Here is a 19,892-nt window from a genome sequence, read left to right as displayed (position 1 = left end):
CTTACACTATTTAGTAATCAAAAATTAGATTTTGTTACAAAAAAGATGAATATAGGATAAAAAAAAAGTTGCTTTTGAAAAGGAAAACAGAAAAAGATTATGCCAACTGAAAGCATTTTTTATAATACAATGAAAGCTCTAACATCGTTTTAAAACTATTAGCAAAAACTACTGCAGTAATTCCGAAATTAATATAAAAACCTAAAGATTGATGTTCTAAATAAGGTATAAATTGGTTATTTACATTAAAAAATAAGTATAACAGAATCCCAAAGTTTCCAACAAATGAAAACTTCTTTTTCCCATTAATTATAAAAGCTATAGAGACTATTATCAAAAGTAGTACTACGGGAAATATAATTAAAGCTACATCTTGAATTTTCCATATAAAATTATCAAAAAATATAAAGACCAAGAAACTGGCTATAGTTCCTATAATAACCTGCCACGAATATAAATTTTTTAAAAATTGCTTAGATACTCCTTTAAGTATTTTCCAATTTAATGGCTTACTCCCTTGTTTTACAATTAAAGTTTTATTTTCGACCATATAATCCTTAAATACATCATAAAAACTATGCTCATCTCCTTGATTAATGCGACTTTCAATTTCTGAAGCAACATGATCAATCATTTCTACCCTAATATCTTCATAATGAATATCCGAGTTTGACAAATAGGTATCTATGAATTGTATGTCATCGATAGTAAGTTTCTTCATTATTCTATTAGCATTTTATATTGTGTATTATATTCCTTCTCCAATTTTTTATACCCTATGAAATTAATCAGTGTGAAGAAAAGAGCTAGAATAGAGAATGTAGTGTATAAATAAAGATATATCTGCGTGCTTAAAATACTCTCATCTATTTGTTTGACAATACTAGCGAGATTAGGAAAATGAATTGATAATCCAACAGAAGTAGCATATACCACTAAACCAAGAGATTTATTTTTTCTTTTTCTATATTGATCAACCCATACAAAAACACAAGGTATAACCATTAACAATATCCCTCCAAGAACTATTGCTTTCAAACCGATATTATCCAAAAACGAAAAGATTAATCCAGAAAAAAGTAAAAAAGGAATCATAATCTTGTAATTACGAAGGATTTCTTTACTCGTTTCTACATTGGTTCTTCCTATTTTTTTAGTAATATGCTTTCTTTTTTCTATCAATAATTTTTTATAACCACTATTATCACTATAGATTGATTTACTTGAAGTATTCTCTCCTTTATCCCAAGCATAAAACAACACCTTATTCCCAAAGTTTTTATGAACTTGCTCCATGGCATCATCAAAAGAGAAATTTTGCTCTATTTTTTGTTCAACTTCACAAATTATATGATCTAATAATTCAATCCTAACATCCCAATATTTTATTTTATTTCTAATAAGATAGTTATCAATAAAATCAATTTGTTTTTTGTTTAATTTACTCATACTAACTTATACTCCATTTTGGGTTAATAATAGTTTGCATGGTTCGGATGTATTCTTCTAGTTCTGTTAAGCGATTGACAGTTTCTTTGGCGCCTTTTTCGGTTAATTTATAATATTTACGTAATCGATTATCTACCTTTTGCATTTCCACATCTAATAACCCTTCTGCTTCTAATTTATGCAATGCAGGATACAAGGCTCCTTCGGTAATATTAAGTTCTCCTTTAGTAATTTCTTTTACCTTTTGCGTAATCTCATAGCCATACATTTTCTCACTCTCTTCTAGGAGCTTAAGAATAATGGTATTGAGGCTACCTTTATATAATTTAGAATTGCCCATTGTATAAATTATTTGATCCCAAATATATACATAATTTTCTTATGCATAAGTTTTTTAGGTATATAATTTTATGCCAAAACCATTCTACGGTTTCATGCATTTGCTATTTTTGCACAAAAAATAATAAATCTCGAAACCTGAACAGATTAGAATCATCTAATCTGAAATTAGAAATGAAAAATTTCAGGTATGAGTTTATCACATTGTTATGTCAGATTTTCACGCGCTTACTATAAAAAATATTATTAGAGAAACCCCTAAGGCAGTTTCCATAGAATTCGAAGTCCCTTCTGAATTAAAAGAGGTCTATTCTTTTACTGCAGGGCAATATATTACCATCAAAACTAAAGTTAATGATAAAGAGATCCGCAGGGCTTATTCTATTTGTAGTGCTCCAAAAAGTGGTTCACTTTGTGTTGCTGTAAAAGAAATAGAAGGAGGTCTATTTTCGACAATCGCAAATAACACCTTAAAAGCTGGTGACATACTAGATGTTAATACTCCAGAAGGTAATTTTATCTTACAATCTAATTCTGAATCCAGTAATACTTATGCTGCATTTGTAGCAGGAAGCGGTATTACTCCTGTGATGAGTATGATTAAAACAGTTCTTGAAGAAGAACCGAAAAGTAGTTTTGTATTGATATATGGAAATCAAACTCCCAATGAAGCAATTTTCTTGAAAGAAATTTTATCCTTACAAGCCTCTTATCCTACTCGTCTTTTTGTTGAGCTTTTTTATAGCAGAAGTGACGAAGAAGGTGCACGTTTTGGAAGAATAGAAAAATCAACCATTAACTATATTACGAAGAACAAATTTAAGGACACTACTTTTGAAGCATTTTACCTGTGTGGGCCAGAAGAAATGATCAATACTGTAACTGATGTTTTAGTAGAAAATGGAATCTCAAACGATCAAGTCCATTTTGAACTTTTTACTAGCAGCACTGACGAAACAGAAATTAATGCAGATTTGGACGGAAAAACCAATATAACAATATTGGTTGATGATGAGGAAACTTCTTTTGTAATGGATCAAAAAAAGACTATTCTCGATGCTGCGTTAGAAGAAGATATTGACGCTCCTTATTCTTGTCAAGGAGGTGTTTGTAGTTCTTGTATTTGTAAAATTACTGAAGGAACAGCTTTAATGGAAAAAAACAGTATTCTTACCGATAGTGAAATTGCTGAAGGTTTAGTATTGGCTTGTCAAGCGCATCCTACCTCATCAAAAGTAAAAGTAGATTTTGATGATGTGTAACATTACATGTAATGGTTATATTTTTAGGTATACAACATAATTCCAAACCGCTTACAATGTATTAATTGTCTCAATCACTGTTTGAGGTTTGATACTATACATTACTTTTTCATATCCATCTGGAACCTTATTACCATAGATTGATGTTGGTATTTGATCATACTTTGCCAGGTTTGGTAAAATAGCTCTCTCCATAGATTGTCCAAAAGGCATAAAACCTGCGAAAGGATGTGTAACTCCCCATAACGTAATAGTAGGAACCCCATACATCGCGGCTAAATGTGCATTACCACTATCCATAGATAACATTATATCCAGATTTCCAATCAACTTTAATTCATCTTCAAAAGATAATTTACCTGCTACATTGGTGACATTTTTATATTTACTATCAATATTATTCAGAATATCTAATTCCTTTTTTCCACCTCCAAAAAGGAATATTTCGTACGTGTTTTGTGTATTCAACAACTCTATTACTTCTATCATTGATTCTAGCGGGTAAGTTTTACTTTCGTATTGCGCAAAAGGAGCTATTCCTAACCACTTTTTAGAAGAATTTTCTGTTAGCTTTAATATTTCTGGAGTTAATGGTGTTTTATCTGGGAACGTATGTTTTTCTAAACTGATAGGATATCCTAATTCGTCAAAAACATCCGCATATCTTTGATGGGTAGTTTTTAGTTGTTTGAAATCCTTATGAATTGGTCTTGTAAGTGCTTTTTTTTCTTTTCTTCCTTTATCAATTTGTACTACTTTAATTCCTCTGAGCGACAGAAAACTCTTTAGAATATTAGATCGTAGTACATTGTGTAGATCAGCAACAGCAGTAATTCCAAGACCTCTTAACTCTCTAGAAAGTTTTGACAAACCGAAAACACCTTTATGCTTTCCGTTTACATCTGCGTGATACACTTCTAGGTTTTCAATCCCAGAGAATATAGGCTCAAAGAATTTTCTGGTAAGTACTGTTATTTTAACATCAGGATACGCTGCTCTAAATGTTCTTAATACAGGTACAGTCATTGCAACATCGCCCATTGCAGACAATCTAATGACTAAAATATGAGCATCAAAGCCCTTAGAAGAAAGGGCTTTGTTACTTTTTACTATGTTCTTGGTTTTACTCAAAAAATATCTTGCTATTTTTCTCCTCGTAATACTGGATTTAGCTCATCATCGTTATACATTTTCATCTGCTTGTAGACTTTCATGTATTTATCTCCATTAGCTATATCACTCAATAAGGTATCAATTGCAGTAGAAAGATCTACTTGCTGTTCTAGTAATACATTGTACTTTTTCTGACAAGCAGCTTTATGAGTATCTGATGCACCTTCTCTAACTGTTTCTTCATGCATATGATATACTTTCAACGCTAATATTGATAATCTATCTACTCCCCAAGCTGGACTTTCTGTGTTAATTGTAGCATCAGCTTTAGGAATAACGTCTTTATACGTTTCCAAAAAGTAACTATCAATATATTCAACCATATCTGTACGATCTTGATTAGATGCATCGATTTGTCTCTTTAATTTTAAAGCTGCAACAGGATCAATCTCTGGATCACGGATAATATCTTCATAATGCCACTGCACTGTATCGATCCAACATTTACGATATAATAGGTGTTCTATTTGTTGTGATTTACTATCATATGGATTCGAGAATTCCTGATCCACACGGTCAATCACATGATACATATCTATAACTTCTTTAAAAATCTTATTTGCTTTATCTGTGAACATTGTTGTTATTTTTCTAAAATGTGTAAATATTCCGTTGTTGTTGTCGCCTTATGATTTCTACTTTCGGTTCTATCAGCCTTGAATCTTTGATATGCTGTTGTTACCAAATTATATTTTCCATAACGCTTCATAATTAGTCTTATTTCTTCTTCTGCCATTAATCCTTCATTATTATAACTGAAAAAGATATAGTCGAACTTTGCATTTTTTATTAACTCTTCAAAAACTAGCGCGACTTCTCCTTTTTTACAATAATTAGACCTTTTATATGGTCTTAGACCTGTTTTTCCGGCAGGTACAAAGGTATCATATTTTGCAATAGTATTTAGTATATGATAATTGGCTCCATATTGCCTAGCGTTATATGGTGGATCAAGGTATAATATGTCTCCTTCTATTTGATTGATCAACGTATTACTATCCTGATTATATACTCTATGTGTGTTCTTTGTTATCTCAAAATTAGCAGGAACAATCTCTATTTCTTTTTGGGCTGTTTTCTTTAATTGCTTTAGATATGCTCCATACACAGAAGCTGTATTAGCAACCTTATCTGCACTTTCTAATAGAGAAGCAAGTAGAAAATAATACACATTTTCATTAATTTCTTTAGAAGTTAACCAACTTTGGATTTGCATCCTTATCGCATCTACTTTTAGTCCGTTATTATTACTGAAATATTGACGATCTGACTCTCCTCCTTTACAGTAGTTTTTATAAACGAACCCTTTTTTTCCCTCTAATAGGTTTAATTTTTTAATATAGTTGGAGGTATCTACTTTAATATGATTACCGATATAATTTCGGTTTAACACATAACTATAATATTCAAGGTCATTTGATATTACTTGTTTTACCGAAGTCTTAAAGCTTTTTCCTACAATACCTGTGCCTGCAAAAAGGTCACAAAATACTTTATCTTTAAGTGTATCACCAACAACTTCTTGTACTGTAGATTTTATGAAATCGGAAAGCTTATATTTTGACCCTATATAATTCATTTTCTATACCACACGTATCTCAATTTTAAAGCTTATACCAATTTCGTCTTGATAACCTTATAAGATTATAATTTACAATCTAAATAATTTTTGAGTCGTCAAATGTAATAACATAAGTTGAGATTATATCTTTGGAGCGGGAAATTTATGCTTTTAATTACAATGTGTCGATCCTTAAACACACCCTATTGTAACCATACACTACATAAATACTTTCTGTCTTGTCCTTTTTGATTATCATATAACCTATAATAAAGTTTTATATGATCGTAACTAAATGTGATTTAATCAAAATAGCAAGGTCATAAAAGGAAGTAATAAAAACACCCAAATATTAATTTCTTTAATAAACTTACCGTGATCAATCTCTAAATAAGTAGTACCAATAATTGCCAAAGGACTGGCTATAAAAATCATTTCTGCTGTGCTTTTCTGTGGAACAATGAATACTATCGTAACCGCAATAATCAATTGTGCAATAATCAATTTTAAAACAGGCTTTGATTTTGTAGGTTTCCTACTAAATTTAATAAGATACACTGAGAAGAAAAAAATAGCGCAAATTACTAAAACACCTATTGAGAAAAACTTTCCATTGTTTAGGTATCCATCAAAAGAAAACGATACCGTATCCACATAATCTGTCATTCTGAAAAACGAATCATAAAACAATAAAGTGAAGCAATTAGATAACACATATACAACTAAAAGGCCAACTACAGGAATGATCCAGTTTCTGTAATTTTTTGGTTCAAAAAATAACACTCCCAAAAAAATAATTAGGATAAACCCTATACTCCAAAAATAAGTCAATGAAGCAATCCCAATGCAAATGGAAGCATCAAGAATATTAGACTTAATATATTTTCCATTTCTCAGGTTTAAAACACTCCTCATTGCAAAAATTACAAATAAGTTAGATAATAATATGCTTGGATCTGTAAGTGAGATAGGTAAAATGGCGGTTAAAAACCCAAATAGTAGTATAGTGTTGGTACTTTTTTGAGTTAGATCGTTTTTTTGAGTTATTAGGTTTAAAACTAACATCGTAATTATGTATGCAATAAACCCTCCTAAAAAAATAAGAATCGAAACATAATTAAGATCGAAACCATTCTTATAATATGCGATGATATACATTACTAACATATATAATCCAACAATTATAAAATTAATCGGTTTTGATTTACTAAAAAAGCTTGATAACACTACTATTTTTTATATTTTTGCGTCAAACAATATATCATTGTTTTTAATTATAATATAACTAATTTATAAAAAGTTTTTAGTTAACTTTTTATAATGAAAATGAAGATCATATTATGAAAGATTTTTTTGAAGCTATCGAATCTCTTGTTGTAAACGTGCTTTTTGCTCCATTTGATGCTCTTAGAGCTTTAGAATTAGAAAGCTGGACTGCTGCCAATATAGTAAACTGGTTGTTTATGCTTATTGGTTTTGTCGCTTTTTTCTATTGGATGAAAGAACTAAAGACATTTAATGACAATAATGAAGAGGATAGAGATCCAAAAGCTCATTCTTTTTTAGATTAAGCTTACTACAGAATATAAAAAAAGCTCGTTGTCTAGACAACGAGCTTTTTTTATTTATATATTTTTTTTACAGATCAAATCCCAAATCTTTTCTGTAATATATATTATCAAAATTTAGTTTTTCAATGTTTCCATAAGATTTTTTCAATGCTACCCTAAAATCATAATCAAAGGAAGTTACAGCGATAACACGTCCTCCATTAGTTATTACCTTATTTCCATCAAGTTTCGTTCCTGCATGAAAAACTAACGAATCGGATATTTGATCAATTCCAGTAATTTCTTTCCCCTTTTCATAGGCTTCTGGATATCCTCCAGAAACTGCCATTACAGTAGTAGCACTTCTAGGGTCAATCTCAACCTCAACCTGATCCAACGTTTGGTTCGATACATGAGTAAATAATGAAACTAAATCTGTTTTTACTCTTGGTAAAACAGCTTCTGTTTCGGGATCTCCCATTCTTACATTATACTCTATTACTTTAGGATCGTCTCCTACTTTAATCAATCCAATAAAAATAAAGCCTTTGTAGTCTATTTTTTCTTTAGAAAGGCCTTCTACTGTAGGCTTTATAATCTGTTTCTCGATCTTATTCATAAAAGCTTCATCGGCAAACGGAACTGGTGAAATTGCTCCCATTCCTCCAGTATTTAGACCTGTATCTCCTTCACCAATGCGTTTATAATCTTTGGCTGTCGGTAAAGTGACATAATTTTTACCATCAGTTAATACAAAAACACTTAATTCAATCCCATCCAAGAATTCTTCTATAACGACTTTCTCACTTGCAGTCCCAAATTTTTTGTTGGTCAACATGTTTTCAAGCTCTGTTTTGGCTTCTTCAATGTCTTGAAGAATCAACACACCTTTACCAGCAGCTAAGCCATCTGCTTTAAGCACATAAGGCGGATTAAGCGTAGTTAAAAACTCCTTTCCTTCGTTAACTGTATTTGCTGTAAAACTTTGATAAGCAGCAGTAGGAATATTATGTCTAAATAAGAATTCTTTCGCATATTCTTTACTACCTTCTAATCTAGCACCTTCTTTTGATGGTCCTATAACCGCTACATTTTTTAAATCTATATCATTCGCAAAGAAATCGGCAATACCTTGCACTAAAGGATCCTCTGGTCCCACAACAACCATTTCTATATTTTTGTTTAATACAAAATCCTTAATTGCAACAAAATCAGTAACTGAAATCGATACATTTGTTGCAATTTTAGCAGTTCCAGCATTTCCAGGAGCTACAAATAATTTATTGCATAGATTACTTTGAGCAATCTTATAAGTGAATGTATGTTCTCTTCCTCCTGATCCTAGTACTAAAATGTTCATTTTTATGGCTGTTTGATGGCTAATTTTATCCGTCAAAAATAGTTCTTTACCTCTTTTCTTACTAATTATTTTTAGATCTATTTTATCTATTCTGGTATCTCCTATGAAATGGGAACATTACGAATAATTCTACTACTTAAAATACTTCTCTTTTTAAGTAATAAAGGAATTATTATTGAGAAAAATACGATCCCATTAAATCGTACCAACATCGATTCAAATATTAGGGATATCATTAGAATTAAGAAAACAGAAAACTCATTTCTACTTCGTTTCATCCTTATTGCAAGTAATATAAAAATACTAACTAAAACTCCAAGTCCAACAATACCCGTCTGAAGTGTAGTTTGAAGAAATTGATTATGCGCATTATACTTATTTTCATAATTATAGGCATATCCTAATTCTTTATACTTTTGGATCAATATATCATTAGCATCTCCAATTCCATATCCTAATAATGGTGCTTCTTCGATTAATTTAACACTCGCGTCCCAAGATAATAACCTTGCTTTTTCTGAAGTAGAATTACCATATTCCATAGTATTCCCAAAATCCTTAACCTTAGAGTAAAAATCAAATACACGTGGATTGTTTAGGAAAACAATACACCCTAAAAAAAACATAATCATCATTGTATGTTTTCTATTCTTATCCGAAATATTAAAAATTAACAATAGTGACATTATGCTTAGTATCATATAAGCAGCTACAGAAGCTAATAAAAAAATATAGAGAAACAAAATAGTAACGATCACCGTTCTTAATCTTGTATCTAATTTATGTTTTAGATAATAACTTAATACAAGTAATATATATAAGGAAAGATAACTGGGGTTTATAAGCTTAGAAAACTCATCTCCTATAAAATAATTCCATCCATTTAAAAATGAATTCAAAAACACATTAAAATCATGGATTGAAATCTCAAATAAGAACTCTTCCTTCATGATTGATATTGAATTATATATCGCTACAGAAAAGTTTATGAAGAATGAAATTATTAATCCTAAAAGTAAAAAATCAAATAGTTTTTTTACTGTAGATGCGTCTTCTTTTACGAAAAGAAAAATAACAGGAAATAAGAATAATGATAAAGAACGCTGCAATATATTTAATCCATCAGAAATATTATCCGTATAGATTAAACTTAATGACATTACGATAAAATACAACGGAAATAGCAGTAGTATTTTGTTATCTGGAATTAGTTTCTTATCAGATTTAAAGATATTAATCCCTCCCAGAACTATTGAGCTAATAAAAAATGGTGTAGGTAGATTAATTCCTAATGGTAATAGAAGAAAAGCAATGTATAAACTATTCCAGAAAATAGTGAGTACCAAATTGTCTTCATGCTTATAAAACATTCCTGAAAACTCAACTATTTTTTTGCTTATTCTCACCAATTTTAATTTTATGTTCTCACAACATTATCACAGTATACGTCAGAAAATCCCGCAATAAAGCCAGGTCGGTTCGACTTATACCTTTAATCAATTCATTTTTGAAAGTTAGGTTTCGTTAATACGCTTTTTCCTGTCCTTTTATTAAGTTAATTATGGTGTCGAATATAATTTTTGAATCTAACAATAATGACCAGTTTTCTATATAAAAAATATCATATTTGATTCGATTTACGATATCTTCATTGTTTTCTACTTCTCCTCTATATCCTTTTACTTGAGCCATTCCTGTTATTCCTGGCTTTACAGAGTGACGAAAAACAAAATTATATTTATCTATTCTCTTACTATAATCTTTGGTATATGAGATCATATGAGGTCTAGGACCAACTACAGACATATCTCCAAAAAGAACATTAAAAAATTGAGGGAGTTCATCAATACTTGTTCTTCTAATAAAACGACCAATCTTTGTAACTCTTTGATCTTCTTTTTTAACCTGTACTAGATCAGAAAAGTTTTCGTTTCTCATAGATCTGAACTTATAACATATAAATTCCTTATAATTAATACCATTTCGTCTATGACTATAAATTAGAGGACCACTAGATTCAATTTTTATCAAAACATATAATAGCGGTATCAACCAGGAGAGAATAAAGATTATAACTAATAATGAGAAAACTATATCAAATCCTCTTTTAATAGCTCTATTTGTGGCACTATTTAACGATACTTCGGGAATAGAAAGTACGGGCAAGTACTCATAATAATCAGTCTTAAGTCTTTTAGAAAAAATTCGTTGTGAACTAGGTATAAACTTGAGAACACAATAATTTTGATCTGCATATTTTACGTATTCATTTACCGTTTCATCCGAAATTTCATCAATGGAACAATATATTTCATCTACATCTTCTTTCTCTAAAAATTCAAAACTATCCTTTATTGTGTTTGAGTGGTTATCAGAAAACACTTGTAGCACTTTATATCCCAAATCTTTTCTTTTTTCAAAAAAGGTTTTGAGTTGTTCTGCACTTTTATTACCACCTATAATAATAACTCTTCTATTATTACCGCCTAAGTATGAGCGATATCTTCTTAATGCATAATATGTGATAACCTTAACAACACCTACGGAAGACATGGTGGTTAGAATAAAATAAAATGTATCTCTAACCGAAAAGAAGTTTATTTTAAGTAATCCAAAATAAGCATAAAGAAGAATAAGAACTAATAAGCCTTGCCTGATTAGAAGAGAAATAATCGTAATTACTTTGGTAAAACGGTATACTTCATAAAAATTAAGCAAGTATGCAGAAACTAACCAAACTATTGACAAAAAGACATATAGTTTATTAGAAACAATATTGTTAAGCAAATAGTAAGAAGAAGCTAATAAGATTAATAGATCAATAACTACAAGTATTGGTCTAATTAAATATGAATATCCTCCTCTTTTATGATGCATTATACATTAAGAATATGATGAAAAATCCTTGTGTTCGCTTTTATAAAGTTCTTCTTTTGATAAATTCTTGAAATATTCTAAAGTTCGTTTCATTCCTTCAGATCTATCTATCTGAGGCTGCCAATCTAAAATTTCTTTTGCTCTAGTAATATCTGGTTGCCTTTGTAAAGGATCGTTAACTGGAAGTGGTTTGTAAATCACTTTTTGTTCGGTTCCAGTTAATTTTATAATCTCTTCTGCAAAATCTTTAATTGTAATTTCGTTAGGGTTACCAATATTAACAGGATACACATAATCACTAAACAACAATCTATAAATTCCTTCTATTAAATCATCTACATAACAAAAAGAACGTGTTTGCAAACCTTCTCCAAATACAGTAAGATCTTCTCCTCTTAGGGCTTGGCCTATAAAAGCTGGTACTACTCTTCCGTCGTTTAATCGCATTCGAGGACCATAGGTATTAAAAATTCGAACAATTCTGGTTTCTATACCATGGTATGTATGATATGCCATGGTTATGGACTCCTGAAAACGTTTGGCTTCGTCATATACTCCTCTAGGCCCAATAGTATTTACATTACCGTAATAATCTTCTGTCTGAGGATGAACAAGTGGATCTCCATACACTTCGCTTGTCGAGGCAATTAGTATTCTTGCATTCTTTTCCTTTGCTAACCCTAATAAGTTATGAGTTCCTAAAGACCCTACTTTTAAGGTTTGAATAGGAATTTTAAGATAATCTATTGGGCTTGCTGGAGATGCAAAATGCAATATATAGTCTAAATTACCAGGAACATGTACAAATTTTGAAACATCGTGATTGTAAAACTCGAAGTTTTCTAATTTAAAAAGATGTTCAATGTTTTTTAAATCTCCTGTAATCAGGTTATCCATACCAACAACATGATATCCTTCTTTAATAAATCGATCACAAAGATGTGACCCCAGAAAACCAGCTGCTCCAGTAATTAAAACTTTTTTCATTTTATAGTTTTATATCTTTTCGTCCAATTGAGAAATAAGAAATACCTTCCTTTTCTATATCCTTCAGATCATACAAATTCCTACCATCAAAAATAACGGGGTCTTTAAGCCCATTCCTTATCTTTTCAAAATCAGGTGTTCTAAAAATACTCCATTCTGTACAAATAACAAGTGCATCTACATCTTCTATGGCTTCATACATAGAATTAGAAAAAGTAATCTTATCTTCATATTTCCTAGAAACATTATCCATCGCTTCTGGATCAAAAGCCTTTATATTTGCTCCTTCAAGTAGTAAGTTATCTATAATATCCAGTGCAGGTGCCTCTCTAATATCATCTGTCTCTGGCTTAAATGCCAAACCCCAAATAGCAATGGTTTTATTTTTAAGATCGTTGCTAAAATATGTCTTTATCTTAGGAAGTAACGCAAGTTTCTGCGCAGCATTAACCTGAATAACGGATTCTAATATTTGAAAGTTGTAATTATCATCTTTTCCTGATTTGTGTAAGGCTTTTACATCTTTTGGAAAACAAGAACCTCCATAACCAATTCCTGGAAATAAAAAACGTTTACCAATCCTAGAATCTGTACCCATTCCGATACGAACCTTGTCTACATCAGCTCCAACTTTTTCACAATAATTAGCAATCTCATTCATAAAAGTAATCTTGGTTGCTAAAAATGAATTTGCCGCATACTTAGTAAGCTCTGCAGATTTCTCATCCATTATGATAATGGGATTTCCTGATCGAACAAATGGCTTGTACAACTTTTTCATTAGTTCTGTAGCTTTTGCAGATGAAGAACCAACGACAATCCTTTCTGGTTTTAGAAAATCATCTACTGCAAACCCTTCTCTTAAAAACTCTGGGTTAGAAACCACATCAAAATCGCATTTAGCGTTCATAGCTATTGCTGCTTGAACTTTCTCTGCTGTACCAACAGGAACTGTGCTTTTATCAACTACAACCTTATAATCCGAAATTATCTTGCCTATTTCATCAGAAACACCTAGTACATAAGACAAATCTGCAGAACCATCTTCATCCTCTGGTGTAGGCAGTGCCAAAAAGATGATCTCTCCGTGTGCTAAGCCTTCTTCTAGTGATGTGGTAAATTGTAGCCTATTTGCTTTTATATTTCTTTCAAACAAAACATCCAGATGAGGCTCATAGATCGGAACTTCACCATTACGCATTTTTTGTACTTTTTGTTCATCTATATCAACACAAACGACTTCATTTCCTGTTTCTGCCAGACATGTTCCTGTTACCAATCCAACATATCCAGTACCAATTACTGATATTTTCATTTTTTAGCAATTAATTTATAGGTTAGATACACTTAACTTATTTCTGGCAATTATCTATACCCTTTGACAAAAATATACTAATTCCTGCTTTTGGCATTAGAATTTTACAGTAAAAATCAATACGCATTTTTATCTCCTTTAAAAATATTTAAAGTTGTTTGAACAATTATATAAATATCCAGTAGCATAGACCAGTTTTCAATATAGAAAATATCATATTTTGTTCTATTTATTATATCCTCATTACTTTCTATTCCTCCTCTATAACCTTTAACCTGAGCTAATCCTGTTATTCCAGGTTTTACAAAATGTCGTACCATATATTTAGATATCTTGGTACCATACAACTCATTTTGTTTCCATAAATGAGGTCTTGGCCCAACTACAGACATATCTCCTAACAAAACATTTAAAAATTGCGGTAATTCGTCTATACTTGTTCTTCTTATAAACCTACCTACTCTGGTAATTCGAGGATCATTTCTACTAGCCGAAACCTCAGATATAGCGTTCATTCTCATAGATCTGAACTTATAACAATAAAAACCCTTTTCCTTAATGCCAGGTCTATTTTGTTTGAAAAAAACAGGCCCTTTACTCTCTAATTTTATAATTAATCCTAAAATAGGAATCAACCAAGAAAGGATGCACAACATTACAAATAAGGCAACAAAAACATCGAAAATTCTTTTACTCCAGCTTTTTAACGAATCATCTAAAGGAATATCTCTTAGTGATAGGATAGGGATTAAATCATAATAATTTAAATAAAGGTTTTTAGAAAACAACTCCTTATTATCAGGAATAAATTTTAGTGATTTCATATGAATGTCACAGAATTCAACATATTTTTTTAACTGATCATTATCCAACTCTTTTATAGAACAATATACTTCATCTATGCCTTCATCCAGTATGTATTTAAAACTCTGAACAAGGTCTCCTTGTCTGTTTTTTGAAGACTTATTGGTAAAAAATCCTTTAAATCGATATCCATAACCTGGCATACTATCAAAGAAATTGATCAATTTATTGGTCAAATCATTTGATCCTATTACAACTACTTGTCTATAGTTACTTCCTGTAAGTATCCTATATTTTCTAAATATTTCGTACAAAAAAATTCTCCAAACATTTAATACTACAAAAAGCCATAGAAAGTACTTTAGAATATCCCACCAATATATATTGGAATTCGCTATATATAAATAAGCAAATATCAACAGCACTAAAACGGTTATTTGTTTAGACAGTAATGCAATAATTTCAATAATTTTGGTAAAGCGGTATACTTTATAGAATGACAAGAAAATAGATAACACTATCCAAAAGAAAATAAAAAAACCCAAATCCATCACATTGGTAGTTAAAAACATAGCGGATAAGGAATATATTATCAATAAATCAATAGCATACAATAATGGTCTAATATATTTAGAATATCTATTATTATTCATAAAGTACTTTCTGTACGCTATTAAGTATTATAATTCGAAAGAAGTAAAAATAGATAGAATTATATTATTCCTAACTATTGCTCGTATATTTTTGATAAATGTCTTCGATAATACCAATATTATTGTTCAAATCAAAATTCTCCCTAAACAGTTTCAAGGAATTGCGTTCCATTGTTAATCTTAACTTTTGATCTTTATATAATTTTATCACTTTTTCTGACATATCCAATACATTCTGATCTTTAATCACATAGCCATTGTGTTCATCAATTATTAAATCTCTATTACCATCACAATCTGTTACAACACAAGATTTTGCTATAGCTAAGCTTTCTATAATAGAATAAGGTAGGCCTTCATATCTTGCAGTAGAGATATATAGTTTAGACTTAGAAATTATTTTAAAAATTTCTTCTCTATCAATCCATTTTACTAATGTTATATTAGACTGCAATTCATATTCATCAATTAATTTTTTAATGCTTTCCAGATTAGGGTAATATTCTCCTACTCCCATTAAAACAAGATGTATATTAGGAATAGTATTTTTTACTTCTCGAACTACCTCTACCATCATTTCTATGTTTTTTTGGTAAGAAGGACGGCCAACCGTACAAATATAATCTGAGGGCCAACTAACATTATAATTAATACTCTCTGGACTTTTTGGTATGGGTAATATCGAATTATTAAATAATTCGGTATTGGATTTGGTATACCCAACCTCTTTAATGCCTCTTTGGAGTTCTGATAAGGATGATGCTACTAAAACAGAATTAATTCTCTTTAACATTCTTTCTATAAACAAAAACACCTTTCTTTTAAACGCATTGTTTGTACTTAAGTATGAATATGCTTGAGGTGTATGAAGTATTTGAACAGGATAGGTTATTGATGCTATCCTGGCGATCAAACCTCCTTTTGCACTATGTGCATGAACAATATCTGGTTTTTCTTTTCTAAATATTGTTATCGTTTTTATAATAGACCGAATATCATTTAAGATACTGATATCTCTTAGAATTGGTAATTTATATTCTCTTATTTGATTTGAATCTTTGTCTAAATAGAGTTTTGAAGTATCTGCCTGACCATGAATTACAAAGTGATCAAACTTTTCCGTATTTACATTTTCCAAAATCAATCGTAATGAAACATCAACTCCTCCAATAGAATTCAATACATGTCCAACTTTTATTCTATTCATCTATTCTTTTTTTAAGAGCTTCATTACTATCAAAGTTTCTTAGCATTATCAAAAAGATCGCAAAACTATACGCTCCAATCTGCCTATGTAAATAATTTTCAACTAACCCTAACAAAACAAAAGCAATTACTAAGGAAATTTTAAGAAAACTATTTTTACCACCCCACAATGCACTAACAAAAATGCTTATAAAACATAAAAATCCAAGAAATCCAGCAACTAATAAAAAATCTAAAAACTGGTTATGAGTATTGTATTTGATATAGAGAAACCATTTTTTCTTTTCGGGATGCTCTATTTTATTACTATAACAATTTACTAGTTCTTGTCTTGATGTCTTATATGATCTAAAACCCATGTACATTTCGAAATCATCACTATTAACTATATCATATACACAAGGCCAAATAACCATTCTAGGCTCCCAAATTTTTAAGTTTTCTATAAAAACATTATTTTGATCAGTATAAAAAAAACGTTTTTGTAAGTTTTTATTTCCAATAAAAAAAATACTGATCACTATACTAATTATTCCAACTGTATAAAAAACTTTCTTTTTATTCAAAAACCTAACGATATAATAGATAGCAATCAGGACCATTGATAGTATTGCCATTCTTGCGGCTATTGTAAGTACGAAACCAACAACTACTATGCTATTTAATATCAATATCTTTTTATAGACGCCTTTGGTTTTATTCAATAAATGCAACGAAAAAATAAAACTTATTACGCATAAAAAAGCGATATAGACTCTTTCTAGTAATAAAATCTCGTTGATAATACTCCCGTTCGAAAAAGAAAACTCGCCTTGTTTATAAACATAAATGCCAATGGAACTTAAAGAAGCTAACACTATCAAAAAAACACCAATCATCAAGGAAGTTTGTAATAGCTTTATTTTTTTGGTAATTGGTAATGAAAGTATAAATAAACTTAAGGGTACATAAAGTTTTCCTAATTGAGACATCTCAGAATCTATTCCTCCTCGAAACCAGATACTAAAACTAACATACACAACTAAAAAAAAATAAATAAGAACAGTTAGTTTTTTAATTTCTAAAAGCATCTCTTTTTTAAAACAAAAAGGAAACAATACAGCCAAAGCAATTAAAAAAATATTTGGGAGTGCAGTTACTACATCGTTAAATGGAATAGAAAACAACAACAAACAAAATATAACAGCATATAGCTTTAAGAATATGTCTTTTTTCACCTTTTGAATTTCGATTTTAATGCATTACTCATCTTTCTGGATAAAAAAAGTAATAATACATTTCTTAATAAACCATATGTAGGATACCAGCCTATGTAATAATTATTAATAATGCCCTTAATTCTACTTTTAACCTGTCTTTTTCGTTTTAAAGAAGATATCGAGTTTGGATCAATAATATAGTCTATCAAAGTTTCAGGATAATTCTCTGATCTAAAATGTTTTACAATTTTCATAAAAAACCCATAATCTTCTGCTGCTTGGTAATCCAAAGGATATAGGCCCACAACTGATAATATATCTACTTCAAAAACCACCGAAGGATGCAAAAAAGTACTATTTAAGTAAATCTTTTTTTTTATCTCTTCGTATGAGACTGGATGTTTCTCTATATAAAGTAAATTATTTTCTTGATCTTTTATATTTCCCCAAGTACCTAATAGTTTTACATCTTTGTTTTTTTTGAGGTAGGTCAATTGCTTTCTTAATTTATCTTTATGAAAAAGATCTCCGCAATCTAATCTAGCAATATATTTATATTTCATTTCCAAAATAATAGAGAGACCAACATTTAGGGCAACTTCTATACCTTTGTTTTCTTCTATAATTTCAAAAATAATGTTTCCTTGATTATTATAACTTTTCTGAATCTCATCAATTGGTAATGGTTTATTTTTACTTCCATCATCCACTATAATTATATCCACAAGAAAGTTTTCTTGTATTGATTTTATAGAATTTATCAATCCTAACACATTTTCATAATGCGGTATCAAAACAATTACTTCAGACGACATTTGTATTTTCTTTTTTCTTATTATATAAAAAACAAAGCAATGCCAGGCATAACCATACTCCATACATTCTAAATGAATCTATCTGCAACCAGTTTAATGTAAACCCACTCATTGAAACAATAATTATTATGCCCATAATTTTATTTTGATTATCCTTTTTCAGTTCATTCGCCTGATAAAAAAACGACCAAATAAAAAACACAAAAAGCAACAATCCTATAATACCAGTCTCAGCCAATAGTCTTGTATATACATTATATCCAGGAGGAAAAGACCTTACTCTTTCATTCAGGTATTTCTGCTCGAACTCCCAATTATTTTTTACTGCCCAATATGGATATTTATGCTCTGCATGAAAAGCTTGTTGTCCATAACCTACTCCAAAAACAGGATTCTCCTTAAATATTAACAAGGAAGTATACTGTATCCCTAATCTGGATTGATTGGAAACATTATCTTTCATATTGGTGAAATCTAGAGAATCTGACTTTTCATCAACAAATTCCCTTACCGTTTTATAGTTAAAAACTGATATTAAAAAAATAATAGAACAGGTTCCCACAAATATTCTAAACACCAGTTTAGAATATTTTTTCAATGAAAAAATATTAATCAAAAAAACTATAAACTGAAAAAGTACAACCACTAAAGAAGTTCTAGAACCTGACAATAAAGCAAGTGATAATACTAAAATAGTTGGGATAAATTTTTTCAACCCTTTATCCGTTAAGATATAAGAAAACATCCATCCTGCTACAGTAATTAAATACATCGCGAGCGCTGGCGGTTCATATGTAATTGAACTTAGACGTTCTAATCTAGTATCTAAACGTACGTCCACAAAAGGTATATAATCAAATAAATTAATTAATGGTATTAATTGTGATAATCCTGCTCTAAGAATTAAAAACTCTAAAAAACCATAAATGGATACTATAATCAATGAAACTAAAAATGTTTTTCTAATAAGTATTAGTATTTTTTGCTTTCCGACATAACTAATTACGTTATAATAGAATACAAAAAATAGAATACTGGAAAGTACTAATGAAAATAACTGACGTAAAAATCTATTGATACCCGATGTCTGTTTAAAATAACTAGGGATAACATCTGGTATATTAACCACAAAACCAATAAAAATCCAGCCAAGAAATATGAGAAATGTATGATTCGTAAAATTAGATACTGGATATCTTATTTCTCCAGTAATAAAAAATTTAAATAATAGAAGAAGTACTCCTATCAATAAAATAAGTGCATTAGCATCTTGTGCATATTCCCCCATAAAAGACACTCCTTTATAGGAATTAAAGGGAATTAGGAAAAGTCCTAAAAAAAA

Annotated in this window: 19 protein-coding genes; 2 read left to right on the top strand and 17 right to left on the bottom strand. The window is 29.9% G+C overall.

Annotated features, from left to right (window positions below; translation table 11 throughout):
- Positions 1 to 97 precede the first annotated feature (97 nt).
- The 3 genes from QBK95_RS12200 to QBK95_RS12190 are packed head-to-tail and all read right to left on the bottom strand — an operon-like array spanning position 98 to position 1,789.
- A complete protein-coding gene (locus tag QBK95_RS12200; protein ID WP_280934080.1) occupies positions 98 to 721 on the bottom strand; it encodes a hypothetical protein in 624 nt (207 codons plus the stop codon).
- Positions 721 to 1,449: a hypothetical protein gene (locus QBK95_RS12195; RefSeq protein WP_280934078.1), complete on the bottom strand. Its 729-nt coding sequence runs from the start codon at positions 1,447 to 1,449 to the stop codon at positions 721 to 723. The genes QBK95_RS12200 and QBK95_RS12195 overlap by 1 nt, the downstream gene beginning before the upstream one ends.
- Position 1,450: 1 nt before the next feature.
- On the bottom strand, positions 1,451 to 1,789 hold the full coding sequence (locus QBK95_RS12190; protein ID WP_280934076.1) for a PadR family transcriptional regulator: 339 nt from the start codon (positions 1,787 to 1,789) through the stop codon (positions 1,451 to 1,453).
- Between the two features lie 208 nt (positions 1,790 to 1,997).
- On the opposite strand from QBK95_RS12190, the gene QBK95_RS12185 reads away from it, so the two are divergent.
- Positions 1,998 to 3,050: a ferredoxin--NADP reductase gene (locus QBK95_RS12185; protein WP_280934073.1), complete on the top strand. Its 1,053-nt coding sequence runs from the start codon at positions 1,998 to 2,000 to the stop codon at positions 3,048 to 3,050.
- A 51-nt stretch (positions 3,051 to 3,101) separates the two neighbouring features.
- Here the strand turns inward: QBK95_RS12185 and QBK95_RS12180 are convergent, their stop codons facing one another.
- The 4 genes from QBK95_RS12180 to QBK95_RS12165 all read right to left on the bottom strand — a co-directional run bounded on the left by QBK95_RS12180 (position 3,102) and on the right by QBK95_RS12165 (position 7,011).
- The gene (locus QBK95_RS12180; RefSeq protein WP_348637334.1) at positions 3,102 to 4,181 is read right to left on the bottom strand and encodes a glycosyltransferase family 9 protein; all 1,080 of its coding nucleotides are present in this window, start codon (positions 4,179 to 4,181) and stop codon (positions 3,102 to 3,104) included.
- Positions 4,182 to 4,192: 11 nt separating this feature from the next.
- Positions 4,193 to 4,801 carry a DUF4254 domain-containing protein gene (locus QBK95_RS12175; RefSeq protein ID WP_280934072.1) on the bottom strand — a complete coding sequence of 203 codons (609 nt, stop codon included), beginning with the start codon at positions 4,799 to 4,801 and terminating at the stop codon, positions 4,193 to 4,195.
- Positions 4,802 to 4,806: 5 nt separating this feature from the next.
- Positions 4,807 to 5,802, bottom strand: a complete 996-nt coding sequence (locus QBK95_RS12170) for a DNA adenine methylase (RefSeq protein ID WP_280934070.1) — start codon at positions 5,800 to 5,802, stop codon at positions 4,807 to 4,809.
- 288 nt (positions 5,803 to 6,090) lie between these two features.
- Positions 6,091 to 7,011 (bottom strand): DUF6427 family protein, encoded by a 921-nt coding sequence (locus tag QBK95_RS12165; protein ID WP_280934068.1) that lies wholly within the window; start codon positions 7,009 to 7,011, stop codon positions 6,091 to 6,093.
- 113 nt (positions 7,012 to 7,124) lie between these two features.
- Here QBK95_RS12165 and QBK95_RS12160 point away from each other — a divergent pair, with 113 nt between their 5' ends.
- Positions 7,125 to 7,355, top strand: coding sequence for a DUF6341 family protein (locus tag QBK95_RS12160; protein ID WP_280934065.1), 231 nt, complete (start codon positions 7,125 to 7,127; stop codon positions 7,353 to 7,355).
- 67 nt (positions 7,356 to 7,422) lie between these two features.
- Here the strand turns inward: QBK95_RS12160 and purD are convergent, their stop codons facing one another.
- From purD to QBK95_RS12110, 10 genes are all read right to left on the bottom strand, one after another.
- Positions 7,423 to 8,694 (bottom strand): phosphoribosylamine--glycine ligase, encoded by a 1,272-nt coding sequence (gene purD, locus QBK95_RS12155; protein WP_280934063.1) that lies wholly within the window; start codon positions 8,692 to 8,694, stop codon positions 7,423 to 7,425.
- 101 nt (positions 8,695 to 8,795) lie between these two features.
- Positions 8,796 to 10,100, bottom strand: a complete 1,305-nt coding sequence (locus QBK95_RS12150) for an O-antigen ligase family protein (protein ID WP_280934061.1) — start codon at positions 10,098 to 10,100, stop codon at positions 8,796 to 8,798.
- A 118-nt stretch (positions 10,101 to 10,218) separates the two neighbouring features.
- On the bottom strand, positions 10,219 to 11,571 hold the full coding sequence (locus tag QBK95_RS12145; protein WP_280934059.1) for an exopolysaccharide biosynthesis polyprenyl glycosylphosphotransferase: 1,353 nt from the start codon (positions 11,569 to 11,571) through the stop codon (positions 10,219 to 10,221).
- 6 nt (positions 11,572 to 11,577) lie between these two features.
- Positions 11,578 to 12,558 (bottom strand): UDP-glucuronic acid decarboxylase family protein, encoded by a 981-nt coding sequence (locus QBK95_RS12140; protein WP_280934057.1) that lies wholly within the window; start codon positions 12,556 to 12,558, stop codon positions 11,578 to 11,580.
- 1 nt (position 12,559) lies between these two features.
- The gene (locus QBK95_RS12135) at positions 12,560 to 13,873 is read right to left on the bottom strand and encodes a UDP-glucose dehydrogenase family protein (protein ID WP_280934055.1); all 1,314 of its coding nucleotides are present in this window, start codon (positions 13,871 to 13,873) and stop codon (positions 12,560 to 12,562) included.
- Positions 13,874 to 13,989: 116 nt separating this feature from the next.
- On the bottom strand, positions 13,990 to 15,330 hold the full coding sequence (locus QBK95_RS12130; protein ID WP_280934053.1) for an exopolysaccharide biosynthesis polyprenyl glycosylphosphotransferase: 1,341 nt from the start codon (positions 15,328 to 15,330) through the stop codon (positions 13,990 to 13,992).
- A gap of 70 nt (positions 15,331 to 15,400) precedes the next feature.
- Entirely contained in the window at positions 15,401 to 16,537 is a 1,137-nt protein-coding gene (locus tag QBK95_RS12125) for a glycosyltransferase (RefSeq protein ID WP_280934051.1), read from the bottom strand.
- Positions 16,530 to 17,753 carry an O-antigen ligase family protein gene (locus QBK95_RS12120; RefSeq protein WP_280934049.1) on the bottom strand — a complete coding sequence of 408 codons (1,224 nt, stop codon included), beginning with the start codon at positions 17,751 to 17,753 and terminating at the stop codon, positions 16,530 to 16,532. The genes QBK95_RS12125 and QBK95_RS12120 overlap by 8 nt, the downstream gene beginning before the upstream one ends.
- Positions 17,750 to 18,550, bottom strand: coding sequence for a glycosyltransferase (locus QBK95_RS12115; protein WP_280934047.1), 801 nt, complete (start codon positions 18,548 to 18,550; stop codon positions 17,750 to 17,752). Before QBK95_RS12115 ends, QBK95_RS12120 begins: the two co-directional genes overlap by 4 nt.
- Positions 18,540 to 19,838 carry an O-antigen ligase family protein gene (locus tag QBK95_RS12110; RefSeq protein ID WP_280934046.1) on the bottom strand — a complete coding sequence of 433 codons (1,299 nt, stop codon included), beginning with the start codon at positions 19,836 to 19,838 and terminating at the stop codon, positions 18,540 to 18,542. The genes QBK95_RS12115 and QBK95_RS12110 overlap by 11 nt, the downstream gene beginning before the upstream one ends.
- Positions 19,839 to 19,892 lie beyond the last annotated feature (54 nt).

The sequence above is a fragment of the Aquimarina mycalae genome, from assembly GCF_029906345.1.
Lineage (GTDB): Bacteria > Bacteroidota > Bacteroidia > Flavobacteriales > Flavobacteriaceae > Aquimarina.
Note: the sequence above shows the minus strand (reverse complement) of the source record. Positions and strands in the feature narration are given on the sequence as shown.

Coding starts and splice junctions, on each gene's coding strand:
- QBK95_RS12200 (WP_280934080.1), bottom strand. CDS start 721: ATGAAGAAACTTACTATCGATGACATACAATTCATAGATACCTATTTG.
- QBK95_RS12195 (WP_280934078.1), bottom strand. CDS start 1,449: ATGAGTAAATTAAACAAAAAACAAATTGATTTTATTGATAACTATCTT.
- QBK95_RS12190 (WP_280934076.1), bottom strand. CDS start 1,789: ATGGGCAATTCTAAATTATATAAAGGTAGCCTCAATACCATTATTCTT.
- QBK95_RS12185 (WP_280934073.1), top strand. CDS start 1,998: ATGTCAGATTTTCACGCGCTTACTATAAAAAATATTATTAGAGAAACC.
- QBK95_RS12175 (WP_280934072.1), bottom strand. CDS start 4,801: ATGTTCACAGATAAAGCAAATAAGATTTTTAAAGAAGTTATAGATATG.
- QBK95_RS12170 (WP_280934070.1), bottom strand. CDS start 5,802: ATGAATTATATAGGGTCAAAATATAAGCTTTCCGATTTCATAAAATCT.
- QBK95_RS12160 (WP_280934065.1), top strand. CDS start 7,125: ATGAAAGATTTTTTTGAAGCTATCGAATCTCTTGTTGTAAACGTGCTT.
- purD (WP_280934063.1), bottom strand. CDS start 8,694: ATGAACATTTTAGTACTAGGATCAGGAGGAAGAGAACATACATTCACT.
- QBK95_RS12145 (WP_280934059.1), bottom strand. CDS start 11,571: ATGCATCATAAAAGAGGAGGATATTCATATTTAATTAGACCAATACTT.
- QBK95_RS12140 (WP_280934057.1), bottom strand. CDS start 12,558: ATGAAAAAAGTTTTAATTACTGGAGCAGCTGGTTTTCTGGGGTCACAT.
- QBK95_RS12135 (WP_280934055.1), bottom strand. CDS start 13,873: ATGAAAATATCAGTAATTGGTACTGGATATGTTGGATTGGTAACAGGA.
- QBK95_RS12130 (WP_280934053.1), bottom strand. CDS start 15,330: ATGAATAATAATAGATATTCTAAATATATTAGACCATTATTGTATGCT.
- QBK95_RS12125 (WP_280934051.1), bottom strand. CDS start 16,537: ATGAATAGAATAAAAGTTGGACATGTATTGAATTCTATTGGAGGAGTT.
- QBK95_RS12115 (WP_280934047.1), bottom strand. CDS start 18,550: ATGTCGTCTGAAGTAATTGTTTTGATACCGCATTATGAAAATGTGTTA.
- QBK95_RS12110 (WP_280934046.1), bottom strand. CDS start 19,838: ATGGGGGAATATGCACAAGATGCTAATGCACTTATTTTATTGATAGGA.